This window comes from Deinococcus murrayi DSM 11303 (assembly GCF_000482805.1).
Taxonomy (GTDB): domain Bacteria; phylum Deinococcota; class Deinococci; order Deinococcales; family Deinococcaceae; genus Deinococcus; species Deinococcus murrayi.
Genome location: NZ_AXWT01000018.1, coordinates 60891 through 76174, shown reverse-complemented (window position 1 = coordinate 76174; position 15284 = coordinate 60891). Strand labels below are relative to the sequence as shown.

Below are 15284 nucleotides of genomic sequence, written 5' to 3'. Positions count from 1 at the left end.
TCGCCCTGCGCTACTACCCCGAAGGCACGCTGGCCGACGCGCTCGCTGGGCGCGGGGGGGCTGCGCTGCCGCTGCCGTTGGCCCTGCGTCTTCTTGCGCAGCTCGCCTCTGCTCTCGCGTACCTGCATGGGCTGGGGGTGGTTCATCAGGACGTCAAGCCGCATAACATCTACCTCGACGGCGAGCGAGCGGCCCTGGGCGACCTGGGCAGCGCCTATTTCACGGCGCAGGGGGGCCGGGCGAGCGGCAGTCCCTTTTACATGGCTCCCGAAATCTACCGGGGCGACGCCAGCAGTCCGGCGAGCGACGTGTACAGCCTGGGCGTCCTCGCCTACGAGGTGCTGACCGGAACCCGGCCTTTCGGGGGGGACACCTACGAAGACCTGATGGCCGCGCATCTCAACCGCTTTGCACCGCCCCTCGCGGCCCACGGCCCGGCACTGCCCCGGCCCGTCGCCCGTCTCCTCGAACTGTCGCTTGCCAAGCGGCCCGGTGACCGCCCCACCGCAGAAACCCTGCGGGGTGCCCTGCGGACTGCCCTAGGCGAAGAGGCTGAAGAAGAAGCTGCCTCCCCCGCGCCCGAAGCCCCTGCGCCGCGCCCCATCGGGCGGCACGCGCCAACTCCGCCGCCTGCCCCGGCACCCTCCCCCTCCGCCCAGGAGGGAACAGGGGGGCGCCGCTGGAACCCCTTTCGGCGGCGCAAGTAGGCGGGAAACCGTGGGCCGGAAAATGGGGGCTGGGAGCCTGCCCTAGAACCCCGCCGAGCACTCTGCTACAGTACCGAGTTGCGCCGCCCGGCGAGGCCCAGGCATGTGCCCTGGGACCTGCTCGGCGCGGCAGAAAGCGAGGTGAACCATGAACCAGTACGACCTGAACCTCATCCTGAACCCCAACCTCAGCGCCGAGCAGGTACAAATCGAGAAGGACTACATCGAGAACACCCTGCGGGGCAACGGGGCCGAGATTACCCATCTCGATGAACTCGGCAACCGCCGACTCGCCTACCCCGTGAACAAGGACCGCGAGGGCTACTACCTGATGTACACCATCCGGGCCGGGGGCAACCCTGAGCAGACCATCGCCGCTCCCCTGCGGCTGCGCGACAACGTGCGCCGCATCCTGGTGGTCAAGGACCGCCCGGAGTGGAAGACCAAGAAGGCCTGATTACGTCATTGACGTAACGGGTCGGAGTTGCTATGCTCCGGTCAACCCGCGAGGGCCACATCCGCCAGCCAGCCAGTTCGTACCAGTAGTTTCGCCAGCAAAATAAGGAGACCCAGTTATGGCCCGAGGCATGAACCACGTCTACCTCATCGGTGCACTTGCCCGCGACCCCGAACTTCGCTACACGCCGGGCGGCACCGCCGTGTTTGAGGCGACGGTGGCCGGAGAAGACCACATCGTCGGCAACGACGGCAAAGAGCGTAAGCTCCCCTGGTATCACCGGGTCAGCATTCTGGGCAAACCCGCCGAGTGGCAGGCCGAACGCAATCTCAAGGCGGGCGACGCCGTGATGGTGGAAGGCAGCCTGGAATACTCGTCTTGGGAAGCGCCGGAGGGCGGCAAGCGCAGCATGGTGCGCGTCAAGGCCCTGCGCATGGAGCAGCTCGGCTCCGCGCCCGAACTCGTGCAGGATGCCGGAGGAGGCGTCCGCATGGCGGGCGGCATGAACGAAGTGGTGCTCATCGGGAACGTGACGCGTGACCCCGAACTGCGCTACACCCCCGCCGGCGACGCGGTGCTCGGTCTCGGCCTCGCCGTGAACGAGAGCTGGCAAGACCGTCAGGGGCAGCGGCAGGAAAAGACCCACTGGATTGACGTGACGCTGTGGCGCGACCTCGCCGAGAGCATGAAGGACCTGCGCAAGGGTGACCCCATCCTGGTGCAGGGACGGCTCGTGAACGAGGCTTGGACCGACCGTGAAGGCAACAAGCGCAACTCCACCAAAGTAGAGGCGACGCGAGTCGAAGCCCTTTCCCGAGGCGCGGGCGCATCCGGCTCCCCCGCAGCCACCCCCGCCGCGCCCCGCACGCAGACCGCGGGCAGCACGGCGCGTCCCCAGGCCAGCAGTGTGGCGCGGGGAACGACCACGGGGACCCGTTCGGGGGGCTTAGATATTGATCAAGGTCTCGACGATTTCCCGCCGGAAGAAGAAGACCTGCCGTTCTGAGCATGCTGGCACGTGCCTCTCAGGGTCGAAAGGTCTAAGCATCTAGAAAACCAGGAATCTGGCCTTCTTAGACTGCTCGACTCCTAGACCCTTAGACCACTGCACAGCGTCCCAGACCGCAGTTTTAGAGGAACCCCTATGACCCAGAGCAGCAACGCCGAGCGCAAGCCGCGCGGCAAGGGACCCAAGCGGCCCCGCAAGCCCAAGGTGGACCCGTTCTCCATCGGAGAGCTGGAAATCACCGATTACAAGGACGTCAAGATGCTCCGCCGGTTTATCAGTGACACCGGCAAGATTCTTCCCCGCCGCCGCACCGGCCTCTCGGCCAAGCACCAGCGCCGCATCTCGCAGACGATTAAAATCGCCCGCCAGCTCGCGCTGCTGCCCTACACCGAGAAGCTGGTTCGGAAGTAAGGAGCGCCCGGCATGCAAGTGATTCTTCTGGAACCTGGCCGCCTGGGGAAGACGGGTGACGTCGTGAACGTCAAGCCCGGCTATGCCCGCAACTTCCTGATTCCGCGCGGCATGGCGACCCCCGCCAGCGCCGCCAACATGAAGACCCTGGAAGCCCAGCTCCGCGCTCGCCGCAAGCAGCAGGAGAAGGAAAAGGCCCAGGCCGAGGACCTCGCCAGCCGCCTCACCGGGGTGGCCGTGGAACTCAGCGTCCGCGCGGGCGAAGGCAAGATTTACGGGGCCGTTACCCACAGCAACGTGGCCGACGCCCTGGACAAGCTCGGCTTCGACGTGGACCGTCGCCGCATCGAGATGCCTAAGACCGTCAAGGAAATCGGCGAGTACGACATTGTCTACCGCGCCCATCCTGAAGTCAGCATCCCGATGAAGCTCGTGGTGCACGCGCAAAAGTAAGCGCGGAGATACTCCAAAAGCCCCAGCCTCGGCTGGGGTTTTTTGCTGGCCGAGCAGCGAAAGCGTTCCTCAGGGCGTGACGCCCCGGCCTCCGCCCGGCGGGCTTACAGTGAGGGCACCCACAACCCCAGTGTGTTTCCCCCGGAGGTGCCCTATGAAGACGCCCCTGACCCCCCTGGACCTCGTTCGGCGCGGCCTGAAGACGTACCCGCAGGAGGTCGCGGTGACCGAGCCGGACGGCCCCACCTTTACCTACCACGAGTGGGGCGGGCGCATCTTCCGCCTGGCGCGGGCGGTGGCGCAGGCCGTGCCACCGCGGGCGCGGGTGGCTGTGCTCTCGCCCAACACGCACGAGGGCCTGCTGACCTATGCGGGCGTGCCGTGGGCGGGCCGGGTGCTCGTGCCGCTCAATACCCGGCTGGTGCCGGAGGAATACGCCTTTCAACTGCGGCACGCCGGGGTATCACTCGTGCTGGCCGACGTGACGCTGGCCCCCAAGGTGGAGGCCACCTGCCGCGAGTTGGGCATTCCGCTGTGGACGCTGGGGCGGGGGGGCGACTTTGGCGAGCGGCTGGCCGCGCAGGACCCCTCGCCGCTGCCCTACGTGCTGGAGGACGAGGACGACACCATCACCATCAACTACACCTCCGGCACGACGAGCAGCCCCAAGGGCGTCATGCTGACCCACCGCAACTCCATGCTGAACGCGATGGGGGTGCTGTACGCGCTGCACTTTGACTCGGACAGCGTGTACCTGCACACCCTGCCCGACTTTCATGCCAACGGCTGGGGCGGAGTGTGGGCACCCTTTGGGGTGGGGGCCACCCACGTGACCCTGCCGGCGGTGCGCGGGGACGCCATTCACGACGCGGTGCACACCTACGGGGTGACGCACCTCGCGGCGGCCCCCACGGTGCTGAGCTTAATCACTGACCCTGCGACCGCCCGGCCTACCCCCCACCCGGTGCGGGTGGCGACGGCGGGCAGCCCGCCCCACGCCCGCACCATCGCGGACATGAGCGCCCTGGGATTTGAGGTCTTGCAGGTCTACGGCCTGACCGAAACCAGCCCGCTCATCACGGTGGCCGAACTCTCGGCGGCGCAGCGGGCGCTGCCCGTGCCCGACCGAGCCGCTCTGACGGCCAAGCAGGGCTTTGAGATGCCCTTGGCCGGGGAGGTCGAGGTGATGACGCCGGAGCTGACCCCGGTGCCCGCCGACGGCGAGACGCTGGGCGAGATTCTGGTGCGCGGCAACCTGGTGATGGCCGGGTACCTCGACAACCCGGAGGCGACCGCCAAAGCGCTGGAGGGCGGCTGGTTTCACACCGGAGACGTGGCGGTGCGGCACCCCGATGGGCGCATCGAGATTCGGGACCGCAACAAGGATGTCATCATCTCCGGCGGCGAGAACATCAGCTCGGTAGAGGTCGAGGGAGTGCTGTACGCGCATCCCGCCGTGCGCGAGGCGGTCGTGGTGGCCCACCCTGACCCCAAGTGGGGCGAGGTGCCCTGCGCCTTTATCGCCCTGCACGCGGGGGCCAGCGTCACCCCGGAGGCACTCACCGCGCACGTCCGCGAGCACCTCGCCGGGTACAAGGTGCCCAAGCACTACCGCTTCCGCGACGACCTCCCCAAAACGGCCAGCGGCAAGTTTCAGAAGTTCCTGCTGCGCCAGGAGCTGTGGGCGGGGCAAGACCGAGCGGTGAACTGACCGGTCCCCCTGGGGGCCAGAGCCGGACAGAAGACCGGGCGGTAGACTGCCGGGGTGGGGGCGCGGGAGCGGCCCCTCACGCTGCACTCTTCCGGAGCGTTCTGGCCGCCCATGGCCGAGCGCTTCTGACCAACATCAGCACGGCAAAGGAGCCACCATGACCATTGCAGTTGTCATTCTGGCGCTCCTGGGGGGAGTGATCGGGGGGTTTTTTACCGGTCACACGCGGGGGCGTCAGGAACAGCGGGCGCACGACGATAGGCTAGAGCGCGAGGCCCGCGCCGAGGCCGAGCGGATTCTGACCGGGGCCGAGGCCGAGGCCCGTCAGTTGCGTGCCCAGGCCGAGCAGACCCGGCTGGAGGCCGCCCGCCGCCTTCAGGACGCCGAGGAGCGTGAGCGTCAGGCAGCGGCCAGCCTGGAAGCCGGACGGGAAGAACTTCAGGCCCTCCGCGCTCAGGTTGAGGCCGAGCGCACCCGCGCCCTTCAGGAGGCGGCCCGCGAGCGCGAGACGCTGAGCCACGACCGCCAGGAAACCCGCCGCGAGCGCGACGAACTCAAACGCGAAATCGAGCGCCTCAACCGCCGTGCCGAGCAGCTCGACGCGCGGGGCGAGCGCCTCGACGCGCTGGAAGAGCGGCTTGAAGCCCAGATGCGGGCGCTCGGCGAGCAGGAACAGGCCCTCCATGACCGCGCCCGGCAGGTAGAGCTGAAGCTTTACGAGGTTGCGGGCCTCTCGCCCGAAGCCGCCCGCGAGCAGATTCTCTCGCAGCTCGACGCCGAGCTGGAAGAAGAAAAAGCCATCCGGGTCAAGGCGATGGAAGCCCGTGCCAGCGCCGAGGCCAAGCGCACCGCCCGCAGCATCATCGCCCAGGCGATTCAGCGCTCCGCCTCCGAGACGAGTGCCCAGCTCAGTGTGTCGGTGGTGCCCATTCCCAACGACGCGATGAAAGGCCGCCTCATCGGGCGCGAGGGCCGCAACATCCGGGCGTTCGAGGCGCTCACCGGGGTGGACCTCATCATCGACGACACGCCCGAAGCGGTGATTCTCAGCTCCTTTAACCCGGTGCGCCGCGAGGTCGCCCGGCACGTCCTCGAAGCCCTCGTCGCGGACGGGCGCATTCACCCGTCGCGCATCGAGGAGATGGTCACGCGGGCGCAAGATGAGATGAAGACCTTTATGCACGCTCAGGGCGAGGAAGCCGCCATCGAAGCGGGCGTGGTGGGCCTCAAACCGGGGCTGGTGCAACTGCTGGGGCGGATGTACTTCCGCACCAGCTACGGCCAGAACGTCCTCAAGCACTCGGTGCAGGTCGCGCACCTCACGGGCATCATGGCAGACGAGCTGGGGCTGGACGCCGCGCTGGCCCGCCGCGCCGGGCTGATGCACGACGTGGGCAAGAGCATCGACCGCGAGATTGAGGGCACGCACGTCGAGATTGGCATCAACCTCGCCAAGCGGTTTGGGGAACCCGCCGAAGTCATCGACGCGATTGCCCACCACCACGACCCCGAAAATGGTGAGACGCTGTACTCGGTGCTCGTGGCCGCCGCCGACGCCATCAGCGCGGCCCGCCCCGGTGCTCGCCGCGAGGAACTCGAAGCCTACGTGCGGCGGCTCGAACAGCTCGAGCAGATTGCCGTCGCTTTTCCCGGCGTGCAGCAGGCTTACGCGATTCAGGCGGGCCGCGAGGTGCGCGTTATCGTGCAGCCAGAGCAGGTCACCGACGCGGGGGCCACCCTCCTCGCCCGCGAGATCGCCGGACGGGTCGAGCAGGACATGGAATACCCCGGCCAGGTGCAGGTCACCGTGATTCGCGAAAGCCGGGCGACGGGCGTGGCACGCTAGGGCCGCTGGGCCACGCCCCCTCATCCCCCCCCGCGCGAGACCCCTCTTCCCTGCGGAGAGGGGTCTTCTGCGGATTCGCTTTTTTGGAAAGAGAGTGCCCGCCCAGGGGCAGGTGTGCGGGCCTTGACGCATACCGCATACCGCGCTATGTTGTTTTTATCACCGCCCGAAGTGGCGGCTTTTTTGTTGCCGCGTGCGGGAGTGTAGCCTGCGGCCATGACCCCTTCTCCGCTGACGACGGCCTCATGGCTGGCCGAGCATCTGGAAGACCCCCGCCTGCGCGTCCTCGACTGCCGCTTTACCCTGACTGCGCCCATGGCCGGACGCGCTGCCTACCGCGAGGGGCACGTGCCCGGCGCGGTGTATGCCGACCTAGAGCAGAACCTCAGCGGCCCGGTGCGCCCAGACGGGGCGGGGGGGCGGCACCCGCTGCCGGAGCCGGAGGTGCTCGCGACGTGGCTGGGGCGTGTAGGCATCGGCCAGGAAAGCGTGGTCGTGGCCTACGACGACCCCAGCGGCGGGCAGGGCTTTTACGCCACCCGCGCCTGGTGGCTGCTGCGCTGGCTGGGGCACCGCGAGGTCTACGTGCTGGACGGGGGCTGGCCCGCCTACCTCGCGGCAGGGGGAGCGGTGAGCACCGCCGAGCCGGGGCACCCGCCCACCACCTTCACCCCGGACGTGCGCTGGGAGATGGTCGCCACCGCGCAGGACGTGGCGAACCGGGACGCGGGCACCCTCCTCATCGATGCCCGTGCCCCCGCCCGCTACCGGGGCGAGGTCGAGCCGTTAGACCGCCGGGCGGGGCACATCCCCGGTGCCCTGAACCGCGAGTGGGCCGGGGCGCTGGACGAGCGCGGGCACTGGCGGGACGCGGCGGCGCAAGCGGAGCGCTTGGGCGTGGGCAACGCCCCGACGGTCACCTACTGCGGCAGCGGGGTCAGCGCCACGCCCAACCTGCTCGCGCGGGAGCTGACGGGCGTGCCGCTGGGACCGCACAACCGCCTCTACGCGGGGTCGTGGAGCGACTGGGTCAGCGATGAGGAGCGGCCCGTGGCGACCGGGGAGGAGGGCTAACCCCGCCCGCTCAGCGCGTGCCCCCGTACCCCCCGGAGCAGGCCGCGCCGCGTTCGGGGGCCGTGGCGCCCTGCTCGTATTTGTCGAGGAAGAGCTTCAACCGTTCGTCACGGGCGCTGTCCACCGCAAGCTGGGCATTCCACGCACTCATGACGACGGGGCTGGAGAGGCCCTCGTAGGGGCTGAGCAGGGTGTAGGACCGCCCATCTACCAGCTCCTTGAGGGCCGTCACCTCCGACGCGGGGAGGTCCGGGCGGTAGGTCACCCACACCGCGCCGTGTTCGAGGCTATGAACGGCGTACTCGTTGTAAAGGGGCTGGTCATAGACGCCGCAGTTTTGCCACAGGGCGTTGTGGGGACCCCCCACCGGGGGTGTCTCGGCGTAAACGAGCGAGCCGCTGCGGTGGTCGCCGCCCCGGTAGTCGAAGGTCTGGACGCCCTCCAGAGAGCCGCCAGAGCAGGCCACGAGCAGGAGGGGCAGGGCGAGGGGGAAGAGGCTTTTCATCCCCCGCAGGGTAGCAGCTCCCACCTCATCCCCGCTGTGGCAGGCTGGAGCATGGCCGCGCCCCCTCCCCCTCCTGCCCCGAACTCGCCGCCGCCCCTCGCGGGGCTGACCCAGCCCATCATCTTCGTGGATACCGAGACGGGTGGGCGTGACCCCGGACGGCACCCCCTGCTGACGGTCGGGCTGGTCACCCTGACTCCGGCGGGCGAGGTAACCCGGCCCCTGCACCTGCGGGTGCGCCACGACGCCTACGACGTGGAGGCAGAAGCGATGGTGGTCAACGGCATCGACCTCACCGCCCATCACGCCCAGGCCCAGCCCCCAGAGGCCGTTGCCGAGGCCATCCGCGCTTACGCCGCCGGGGAAGGGCGAGTGCTGCTGGGCGGGCACAACTTCGCCTTTGACCTGGGCTTCTTGCGCCCGCTGCTGCCCGACCTGGGCCAAGTCTTTCGGCGCGGGCAGGTGGACACCAAGGTGACGGCGCAGTTCCTGATTCACGCCGGGCTGCTGCCGCGCCGGGTGGGGACGGCGCTGGAGGACCTCGCGGCTTACTTCGGCGTCGAGTACCAGGCCCACGACGCCCTCGAAGACGCCCGCGCGACCGCCGAAGTGTACGCGGCCTGCCTACGGCTGGTGCGCCCCCCAGGGGGGTAAGTCACTCTTCGGGCCGCTGCTCCCGTCCCCTTGCTCCCGTCATCCCCGGCGGCCGCCCCCCCGGAAAGGTGGTGGTCAGCAGGTCGACCCGCTCGCGGTCGGGCACCAGGTTGGCACTCAGGCCGCGCGCCTCCAGCACGGGAAGAAAGGCTTCCATGACCTCCAGCTCGCCGTGAACCAGCCACACGCGGGGCTGCCCCGCCGACTCCAAAAAGGCGAGGAGGTCATCCCGGTCGGCGTGGGCCGAGAAGCCCCCGATGGTGTGAATCTGGGCGCGAACGGCAATCTCCTCGCCCAGGACACGCACGGTCTTGGCCCCAGCAATGAGCTGTCCGCCCAGGCTGTCCGGCGACTGGTAGCTCACGATAATCAGGCTGGTCGACGGCTCCCAGAGGTGGTGCTTGAGGTGGTGCTGAATGCGCCCCCCGGTCATCATGCCGTTGCCCGCCAGGATGATGGCGGGGCCGTCGTAGCGGTTGAGTCGCCGGGACTCTTCGGCAGACACGACCGTGTGCAGGGTGGAGGGCCGAAAGGGGTCCTCGCCCCGGCGCAGGGCCTCGCGCACGGGCGAGACCAACTCGTCTCCAAACTCGAAATAGGCGTGGGTGGCCCGCGACGCCATCGGCGAGTCTAGAAAGACGGGAATGCGCGGCACCTCGCCCGTATCCATCAGCTTTTTCAGCTCGGCCAGCAGAAACTGAGTGCGCTCGATGGCAAAGGACGGAATCAGGATTTTGCCCCCGGCGCGGATGCTCTGGCGCAGGGTGTCGCGCAGCTCGGCCAGAGTCTCTGGCAGCGAGCGGTGGCGGTGGTCCGCGTAGGTCGATTCCAGGACGACCGCGTCCGCTTCGGGCGGCGGGGCGAAGTCGAGTTGCAAGCCGCTCTCGCGGTTGCCGAGGTCGCCCGAAAGAATCACCCGCGCCTCCCCGTCTTCAAGCAGCAGGTAGGCGCTGCCCAGGATGTGCCCCGCTCGGCCCGGCGTGACCCGCAGCCCCCCCACCTTGAGCGTTTCCCCAAACTGGAACGCGGGCCGCAGCAGGGCGAGGGTCCGGTGCACGTCCTCCTCGTCATAAAGGGGCGCGGGCACCTCGTCCTCGCGCCCAGTGCGGCGGGCACGGCGCAGCTCCCGGCGAAAGCCCTCGACCTGCAAGCGGGCCGAGTCCAGCAGCACCGTCTCGGCCAGGGCCGCTGTGGGGGGCGTGCAGTACACTGGCCCCCGAAAGCCCCGGCGCACGAGCAGCGGCAAGCGTCCGATGTGGTCGAGGTGCGCGTGCGTGAGCAGCACGGCGCGGAGGTCAGCGGGGTCAAAGGGGAAAGGCTCGTGATTGCGTGCTTCGAGGGCCTCGCTGCCCTGAAACATCCCGCAGTCGACGAGCAGCGGGCCGCCACGTACGTCCAGCAGGTGGGCGCTTCCAGTGACGGTGAGGGCCGCGCCCAAGCTTCGCAGGTGCATAGGGCAGTCTGCGCCCCCGGCGAGCACATCACCTTCACCCCACCTTCAGAAAGTGGGCGAGACGGCAAGGCCAGGTGTAGCGTCGAAGCATGACCGAGCCTGTGATGTTGCAAGGTGAAGCGGGAGGCCAGCCCTTTTCACGAGTGCTTATCGGCACAGATTTCTCGGCTGCGGCAGACCACGCCCTTGCGGTGGCCCGGCAACGGTTTGCGGGAGCGCTGCGGCGGCTGGTGCACGTCACCGACGCCCGCGTGACCGCCGCGCCCGACCTGATGGGTGGAGTGACCCCAGTGGCACTCGACCCCAGCTTGCTGCACACCCTGGAGCACGAGAGCCGCAACCGCTTGGAGCGCCTCGCCTCCCCAGACGAGGAAACCGAACTGCTCGTCGGTGACCCGGTAACCGGCATCCTCGACGCCGCCGCACGCTGGGGGGCCGAGCTGATTGTGGTGGGCACCCACTCCAAGGGGGTGCTGGAGCATTTCTTCCTGGGCAGCAGCGCCGAAAAGCTGGTCGCGCGCAGCCCGGTGCCGGTCCTCACCGTGCGCCTGAACGGGGAAGCGAAATGAAAGTCGGGGTGGTCGGCGCGGGGCTGGTGGGGGCCACGGCTGCCTATGCCCTCACCCTGCGCGGCTCGTGTAGCGACCTCGTGCTCGTGGACAAGGACGAAGCCCGCGCCCAAGCCGAGGCGCAGGACATCGCCCACGCCGCCCCCATCAGCCACGGCACCCGCGTGAGCAGCGGGGGAAGTGCGGCCCTGGCGGGGTGCCGGGTCGTGGTCATTGCGGCGGGGGCCAACCAGCGGCCCGGAGAGAGCCGCCTCGACCTCCTGGGAAGGAACGCGGCCATCTTCCGCGAGGTGATTCCGCAGGTCGCCCAGCATGCCCCAGACGCCGTGCTGCTGATTGCCACCAACCCGGTCGATATCCTGACTGACCTTGCCGGGCAACTCGCGCCCCAGCAGCCCGTGTTGGGGTCGGGCACCGTGCTGGACTCGGCCCGCTTTCGCCACCTCATCGCGCAGCGGGCGGGGGTGGACGCCACCCACGTGCACGGCTACGTGCTCGGCGAACACGGCGACAGCGAGGTGCTGGCCTGGAGCACGGCGACCGTCGCGGGCCTCCCCGTCGCGGACTTCATGCGTTCGCGGGAGCTGCCCTGGACGCCAGAAGTGCGGGCCGAGATAGACCGCGGCACCCGCGACGCCGCCGCCGCCATCATCGGCGGGAAGCGGGCCACCTACTACGGTATTGGCGCGGCGCTCGCCCGCATCACCGAGGCCATCTTGGATGACCGCCGCGCCGTCCTGACCGTCAGCGCCCCCACCCCGGAATACGGCGTGAGCCTCAGCCTCCCGCGCATCGTGGGGGCGCGGGGCGTCGAAGCCACCCTGACTCCAGTTCTGACCCCAGAGGAACGCGAGGGGCTGGCCGCCAGCGCCCGCGTGCTGCGTGAGAGCGGACAAGCCGTGCTGGGGGAGGGGCCATCTTCCAGCAGCTAAAGGGAGGGGGCTGGGCAGACGCTGGGGGTCAGCACGGGCAAGCGGGTGCCGCTTCGGGTTCCCGAACCACCGAGATGAACCCGGTTGCCCCTCGCCACACCGCGAACCCCAACGGGAAGGGCGGACGCCAACAAGCGTCCGCCCTCCACGGCTGAACTCCGCTCAGTTGCTCGCGCTGGCCGGTCCAAGGCGCGAAAGCACAATCACCGTGAAGCCGCCGCGCTCATAGGCCCGCAGCTCGTAAGTCTGGCCACCACGGGTAAAGAGGCGCACCTCGCCCTCAGGCAGGCCGGGCAGACCCGTGAGGGTCGTGGCCATCCCCATGGCCATGTCGCTGCTGGCTGCCCCTTCCCCCTCGGCCGCCGTGTCGGCGCTTTCGCCCTCAGCGCTGTCGTCGGCATCCTCGGCCGCCATGTCGGTCGCGGCTTCACCCGTGCCGTCCGCCGCCGCGAACCCCGCCGCCGTCAAGGCCTGCGCGATTTGGTCGATGGAGCCGAGCACCGAGCCGCGGTAGATGACGCCGCCGCCCAAGACCGTCGAGAAGGTCTTGACCAAGGTGGCGTCCTGCAGGCCGGGAATCGTGATGGTCGCGTCGCCAATCGTCAGGGTCGCTTCCTGGGACAGGACGGGCGCGGGCGTTTGCTCGGTGGCAGGAGGAGTGGCGGGCGGGGTCTGCGTTTGGGCAAAGGCGGTGCCCAGCCCCAGCAGCATCGTGGCGGTCAGCAAGCTCAGACGTCCAAGGTTCTTCATAGATATACCCCCAGGGATGCGGTCCTACGAAAATCGAAGGGCCGAAACACAACCTACTCTACAGTTGCTTCCCGCGTAGCCTAGCATCCCTGATGAGAAAAAACGCAACCCCTCCTGCCCGGTCACCGGGGGAAAGCGTGGTTACTCCCCTGTGGCGGCCTCCTTCCGGAAGAGCCGGAGATATTCGCCGTACCCCTGGGCCTCCAGCTCCGACACGGGCACGAAGCGCAGCGCCGCCGAGTTGATGCAGTAGCGCAGGCCACCGGTCTCCTGCGGGCCATCCGGGAAGACGTGGCCGAGGTGTGAGTCGGCCTCCCGCGAGCGGACCTCGGTGCGGGCGTAGCCAATCTTGTAGTCGGTCCGCTCGGTGAGAGACGTGCCCGGCAGCGGACGGGTAAAGGACGGCCAGCCGCAGCCCGCGTCGTACTTGTCGAGGCTGGAAAAGAGCGGCTCGCCCGATACCACATCCACGTAAAGGCCCGGCTCGTCGTGGTTCCAGTATTCGCCCGTAAAGGCCCGTTCGGTGCCTTCCTCTTGGGTCACCCGGTATTGCAGGGGCGTCAGGCGCTCGCGCAGCTCTGCGGCGCTGGGTTTGGTGAAGGGGAGGCGGGCAGGGGGCTTGGTCATGGGCCGAGTGTAGGAAGGGCCGACAAGCAGAACATAGGCCAGCGCTCCATTTCATTGGCGCTTGTCTTGGGCAGCGGCTTCACTTCGCGCCCCCCTGGTCCCGGTTTCTCACTTGGTTCGGCTCAGAAAGAAAAGGGAAGCGACCTTGCTGAGCACCTTCCCAGAAGCCTTCCTCTACCGGCGGCGCACCAGCCAGCGCGTGAGCAACTGGCTGCCGAGGAAGACGGCGGCAAACAGGAGTGCTGGCGCGGGGGCATGCACCCCGAAGAGGGCGACCCCCACGAGCAGGGCGGCGAGCACCCGCAGGGCCAGCCGCCCGCGCTCGTCGCCCCACAGGGTGAGGCGCAGGACCCAGGCCATCGCCGCGAGGCCCGTCCCCACCGCCACGAGGTCGAGGGGGTCGCGCCGCAGCGTCCAGGTCACCGTCAGCAGGCCAGCGGCGAGCAGCAGGGGGACGAGGAACAACGCCCGCACCTAGCGGCTCCAGACTTCGCAGCGGTGCTCCTGGCGGAAGTCGAGGCGCTCACCCACTGCGCCGGGAGCGAGGCCAAGCACGTTGTTGCGGGCGGGGTCGAGGGGTGCCCAGCGCGGCAGCCCCGCCCCGTTGGGGTTCCCCGTGCGGGCAAAGTTGCCCCAGTAGGCGCGGATGGTGCGGGCGAGGTCAGCCTGCTGGGGCGTGAAGCTCGCGGGGCGGGCGAGGCCGGGCAACGGGGTGCCGAACACGCTGATGAGTTCGGCGGCGTGATAGGCCCCGTAGCGCGGCACCGTCGCGGTGGCGGGCACCTCGATGGGGGCTGTGCGGTCGCGGAACTCGTAGGCATAGACGGGCGTCACGCGGGCGAGGTCACGGGCGAGGTCGTTGACCGGGCAGGCAAAGAGGCCGTCCCCGGCGAGGGCCGCGGCGGCGAGGCCCACGGTCTCGTAGTTGCGCAGGGGGTAGTTCGCCAGGATGCGGGGGGTATTCCAGCGTTCCAGCAGCGCGACGAGGGCGGCATACTGCCACCAGGGCAAGTCCCGCTGCCCCCCCAGCGGCGCGACAAAGAGGGTCCCCTCGTCCTGATTGCTCCCCACGATGAGGGGCACGCGGTGAACCGCACCCCGGCGAAAGGCCTCGGCGGGGGCCAGGGGGACCGTGGCGTCGCCGTACACGGGCGGCAGCGCCACCGCACCGGGGGCGCGGGTGCCGGGCACTTGGGCCGTGACCAGCCGCTCGGCGGGCACCCGGCGCAGGCAGGCGGCGTCCTCCGCCGCGCAGCCCAGGGCGCGGGCGTAGGCGGCTCCGGTCTGGAGGGCCTGGGGGAGGGGCGCGGTGTTGATGGCCGGGGTGCAGGGGCCGCTTTGGAGAATCGCCTTGTCAAAGAGGCCCGCCGCCCCCGGTGAGGCGAGCTGGGCGCACACGCTCATGCCGCCCGCCGATTCCCCAAAGAGGGTCACGTTGCGGGGGTCCCCCCCAAAAGCAGCCGCGTTCGCCCGCACCCAGCGCAGGGCCGCCTGCTGGTCGAGCAGGCCGTAGTTGCCCACCGTGCGGCCCTCCAGGAGTCCCGGCGCGGCGAGAAACCCCAGCGCCCCCAGGCGGTAGTTCAGGGTCACCACGACGACGCCCTGCTCGCGGGCGAGCACCCGACCGTCATAGTCGCTCCCCGCGCCAGAGCGGAAGGAGCCGCCGTGGACCCAGACCATCACCGGGGCATTGCGGGCGTTGGCGGGGGCCGTCACGTTGAGGTAGAGGCAGTCTTCGGCACCGCGCACCCGACCCCCTTCCCCGCTGTTGCCGCGAGCAGGCTGCAAGCAGGCGGGGCCGGGGCGCGAGGCGTCGCGCTCGCCCACCCACAGGGCGGGGGGCTGCGGGGCCTTCCAGCGGCGGTCGTCCACGGGGGGGGCGGCGTAGGGGACGCCCTGCCACACCCGGACGCCGTCGGCCTCACGGCCCACCAGGACTCCCTCGGTGACGCGCACCTGCACGGGTTGTCCGGTCACGGCGGGCGAGGCCGGGACCGTGGGGGCGGGCGGAACTGGGGGCGTGGCCTGGGCCGCCGCCGTAGTCAGCAGGGCAGCGGCCCACAGCGCGAGGGGCCGCGAGGAGCGTGGGGACATCATGCCCCCCAGCCTAGAGAGCTGGGCCGGAG

The 15284-nt window shown here is 69.5% G+C and carries 17 protein-coding genes (1 of these 17 only partly in view); 11 read left to right on the top strand and 6 right to left on the bottom strand.

Going from position 1 to position 15284, the window contains the following annotated elements:
• The 8 genes from H565_RS14240 to H565_RS0103725 form a co-directional block, all read left to right on the top strand.
• Nucleotides 1-707: the 3' portion of a serine/threonine-protein kinase gene (locus H565_RS14240; protein ID WP_034408258.1), read on the top strand. Its footprint begins 265 nt before the window's first position; the window shows 707 of its 972 coding nt (coding positions 266-972); the start codon falls outside the window, past its left edge; the stop codon is at nucleotides 705-707.
• A gap of 148 nt (nucleotides 708-855) precedes the next feature.
• Nucleotides 856-1164 (top strand): 30S ribosomal protein S6, encoded by a 309-nt coding sequence (rpsF, locus tag H565_RS0103755; RefSeq protein WP_027459863.1) that lies wholly within the window; start codon nucleotides 856-858, stop codon nucleotides 1162-1164.
• A gap of 118 nt (nucleotides 1165-1282) precedes the next feature.
• Entirely contained in the window at nucleotides 1283-2170 is an 888-nt protein-coding gene (locus tag H565_RS0103750; RefSeq protein WP_027459862.1) for a single-stranded DNA-binding protein, read from the top strand.
• Between the two features lie 138 nt (nucleotides 2171-2308).
• Nucleotides 2309-2584, top strand: coding sequence for a 30S ribosomal protein S18 (rpsR, locus tag H565_RS14235; RefSeq protein WP_034406311.1), 276 nt, complete (start codon nucleotides 2309-2311; stop codon nucleotides 2582-2584).
• Between the two features lie 12 nt (nucleotides 2585-2596).
• Nucleotides 2597-3037, top strand: coding sequence for a 50S ribosomal protein L9 (gene rplI, locus H565_RS14230; RefSeq protein WP_034406314.1), 441 nt, complete (start codon nucleotides 2597-2599; stop codon nucleotides 3035-3037).
• Between the two features lie 154 nt (nucleotides 3038-3191).
• Complete coding sequence (locus tag H565_RS0103740; protein WP_027459861.1) at nucleotides 3192-4748, top strand: AMP-binding protein; 1557 nt, start codon at nucleotides 3192-3194, stop codon at nucleotides 4746-4748.
• A gap of 157 nt (nucleotides 4749-4905) precedes the next feature.
• On the top strand, nucleotides 4906-6594 hold the full coding sequence (gene rny, locus H565_RS0103735) for a ribonuclease Y (protein WP_027459860.1): 1689 nt from the start codon (nucleotides 4906-4908) through the stop codon (nucleotides 6592-6594).
• Between the two features lie 216 nt (nucleotides 6595-6810).
• Nucleotides 6811-7668 (top strand): sulfurtransferase, encoded by an 858-nt coding sequence (locus H565_RS0103725; protein WP_027459859.1) that lies wholly within the window; start codon nucleotides 6811-6813, stop codon nucleotides 7666-7668.
• A gap of 10 nt (nucleotides 7669-7678) precedes the next feature.
• On the opposite strand, the gene H565_RS0103720 is transcribed toward H565_RS0103725, so the two are convergent.
• Nucleotides 7679-8173 (bottom strand): thioredoxin-like domain-containing protein, encoded by a 495-nt coding sequence (locus H565_RS0103720; protein WP_027459858.1) that lies wholly within the window; start codon nucleotides 8171-8173, stop codon nucleotides 7679-7681.
• A gap of 51 nt (nucleotides 8174-8224) precedes the next feature.
• Here H565_RS0103720 and H565_RS0103715 point away from each other — a divergent pair, with 51 nt between their 5' ends.
• Nucleotides 8225-8827: a 3'-5' exonuclease gene (locus tag H565_RS0103715; RefSeq protein WP_051363395.1), complete on the top strand. Its 603-nt coding sequence runs from the start codon at nucleotides 8225-8227 to the stop codon at nucleotides 8825-8827.
• Nucleotide 8828: 1 nt separating this feature from the next.
• Here the strand turns inward: H565_RS0103715 and H565_RS0103710 are convergent, their stop codons facing one another.
• Nucleotides 8829-10280 carry an MBL fold metallo-hydrolase gene (locus H565_RS0103710; RefSeq protein ID WP_027459856.1) on the bottom strand — a complete coding sequence of 484 codons (1452 nt, stop codon included), beginning with the start codon at nucleotides 10278-10280 and terminating at the stop codon, nucleotides 8829-8831.
• A gap of 89 nt (nucleotides 10281-10369) precedes the next feature.
• On the opposite strand from H565_RS0103710, the gene H565_RS0103705 reads away from it, so the two are divergent.
• Nucleotides 10370-10849 (top strand): universal stress protein, encoded by a 480-nt coding sequence (locus H565_RS0103705; protein WP_027459855.1) that lies wholly within the window; start codon nucleotides 10370-10372, stop codon nucleotides 10847-10849.
• Nucleotides 10846-11781 (top strand): L-lactate dehydrogenase, encoded by a 936-nt coding sequence (locus H565_RS0103700; protein WP_027459854.1) that lies wholly within the window; start codon nucleotides 10846-10848, stop codon nucleotides 11779-11781. The genes H565_RS0103705 and H565_RS0103700 overlap by 4 nt, the downstream gene beginning before the upstream one ends.
• A gap of 162 nt (nucleotides 11782-11943) precedes the next feature.
• Here the strand turns inward: H565_RS0103700 and H565_RS0103695 are convergent, their stop codons facing one another.
• The 4 genes from H565_RS0103695 to H565_RS0103680 all read right to left on the bottom strand — a co-directional run bounded on the left by H565_RS0103695 (nucleotide 11944) and on the right by H565_RS0103680 (nucleotide 15255).
• Nucleotides 11944-12531, bottom strand: coding sequence for a hypothetical protein (locus H565_RS0103695; RefSeq protein ID WP_027459853.1), 588 nt, complete (start codon nucleotides 12529-12531; stop codon nucleotides 11944-11946).
• 141 nt (nucleotides 12532-12672) lie between these two features.
• A complete protein-coding gene (msrB, locus tag H565_RS0103690; RefSeq protein WP_027459852.1) occupies nucleotides 12673-13158 on the bottom strand; it encodes a peptide-methionine (R)-S-oxide reductase MsrB in 486 nt (161 codons plus the stop codon).
• 174 nt (nucleotides 13159-13332) lie between these two features.
• Entirely contained in the window at nucleotides 13333-13623 is a 291-nt protein-coding gene (locus tag H565_RS0103685) for a hypothetical protein (protein WP_157468868.1), read from the bottom strand.
• A gap of 9 nt (nucleotides 13624-13632) precedes the next feature.
• Nucleotides 13633-15255 (bottom strand): carboxylesterase/lipase family protein, encoded by a 1623-nt coding sequence (locus H565_RS0103680; RefSeq protein ID WP_157468867.1) that lies wholly within the window; start codon nucleotides 15253-15255, stop codon nucleotides 13633-13635.
• Nucleotides 15256-15284: the final 29 nt, after the last annotated feature.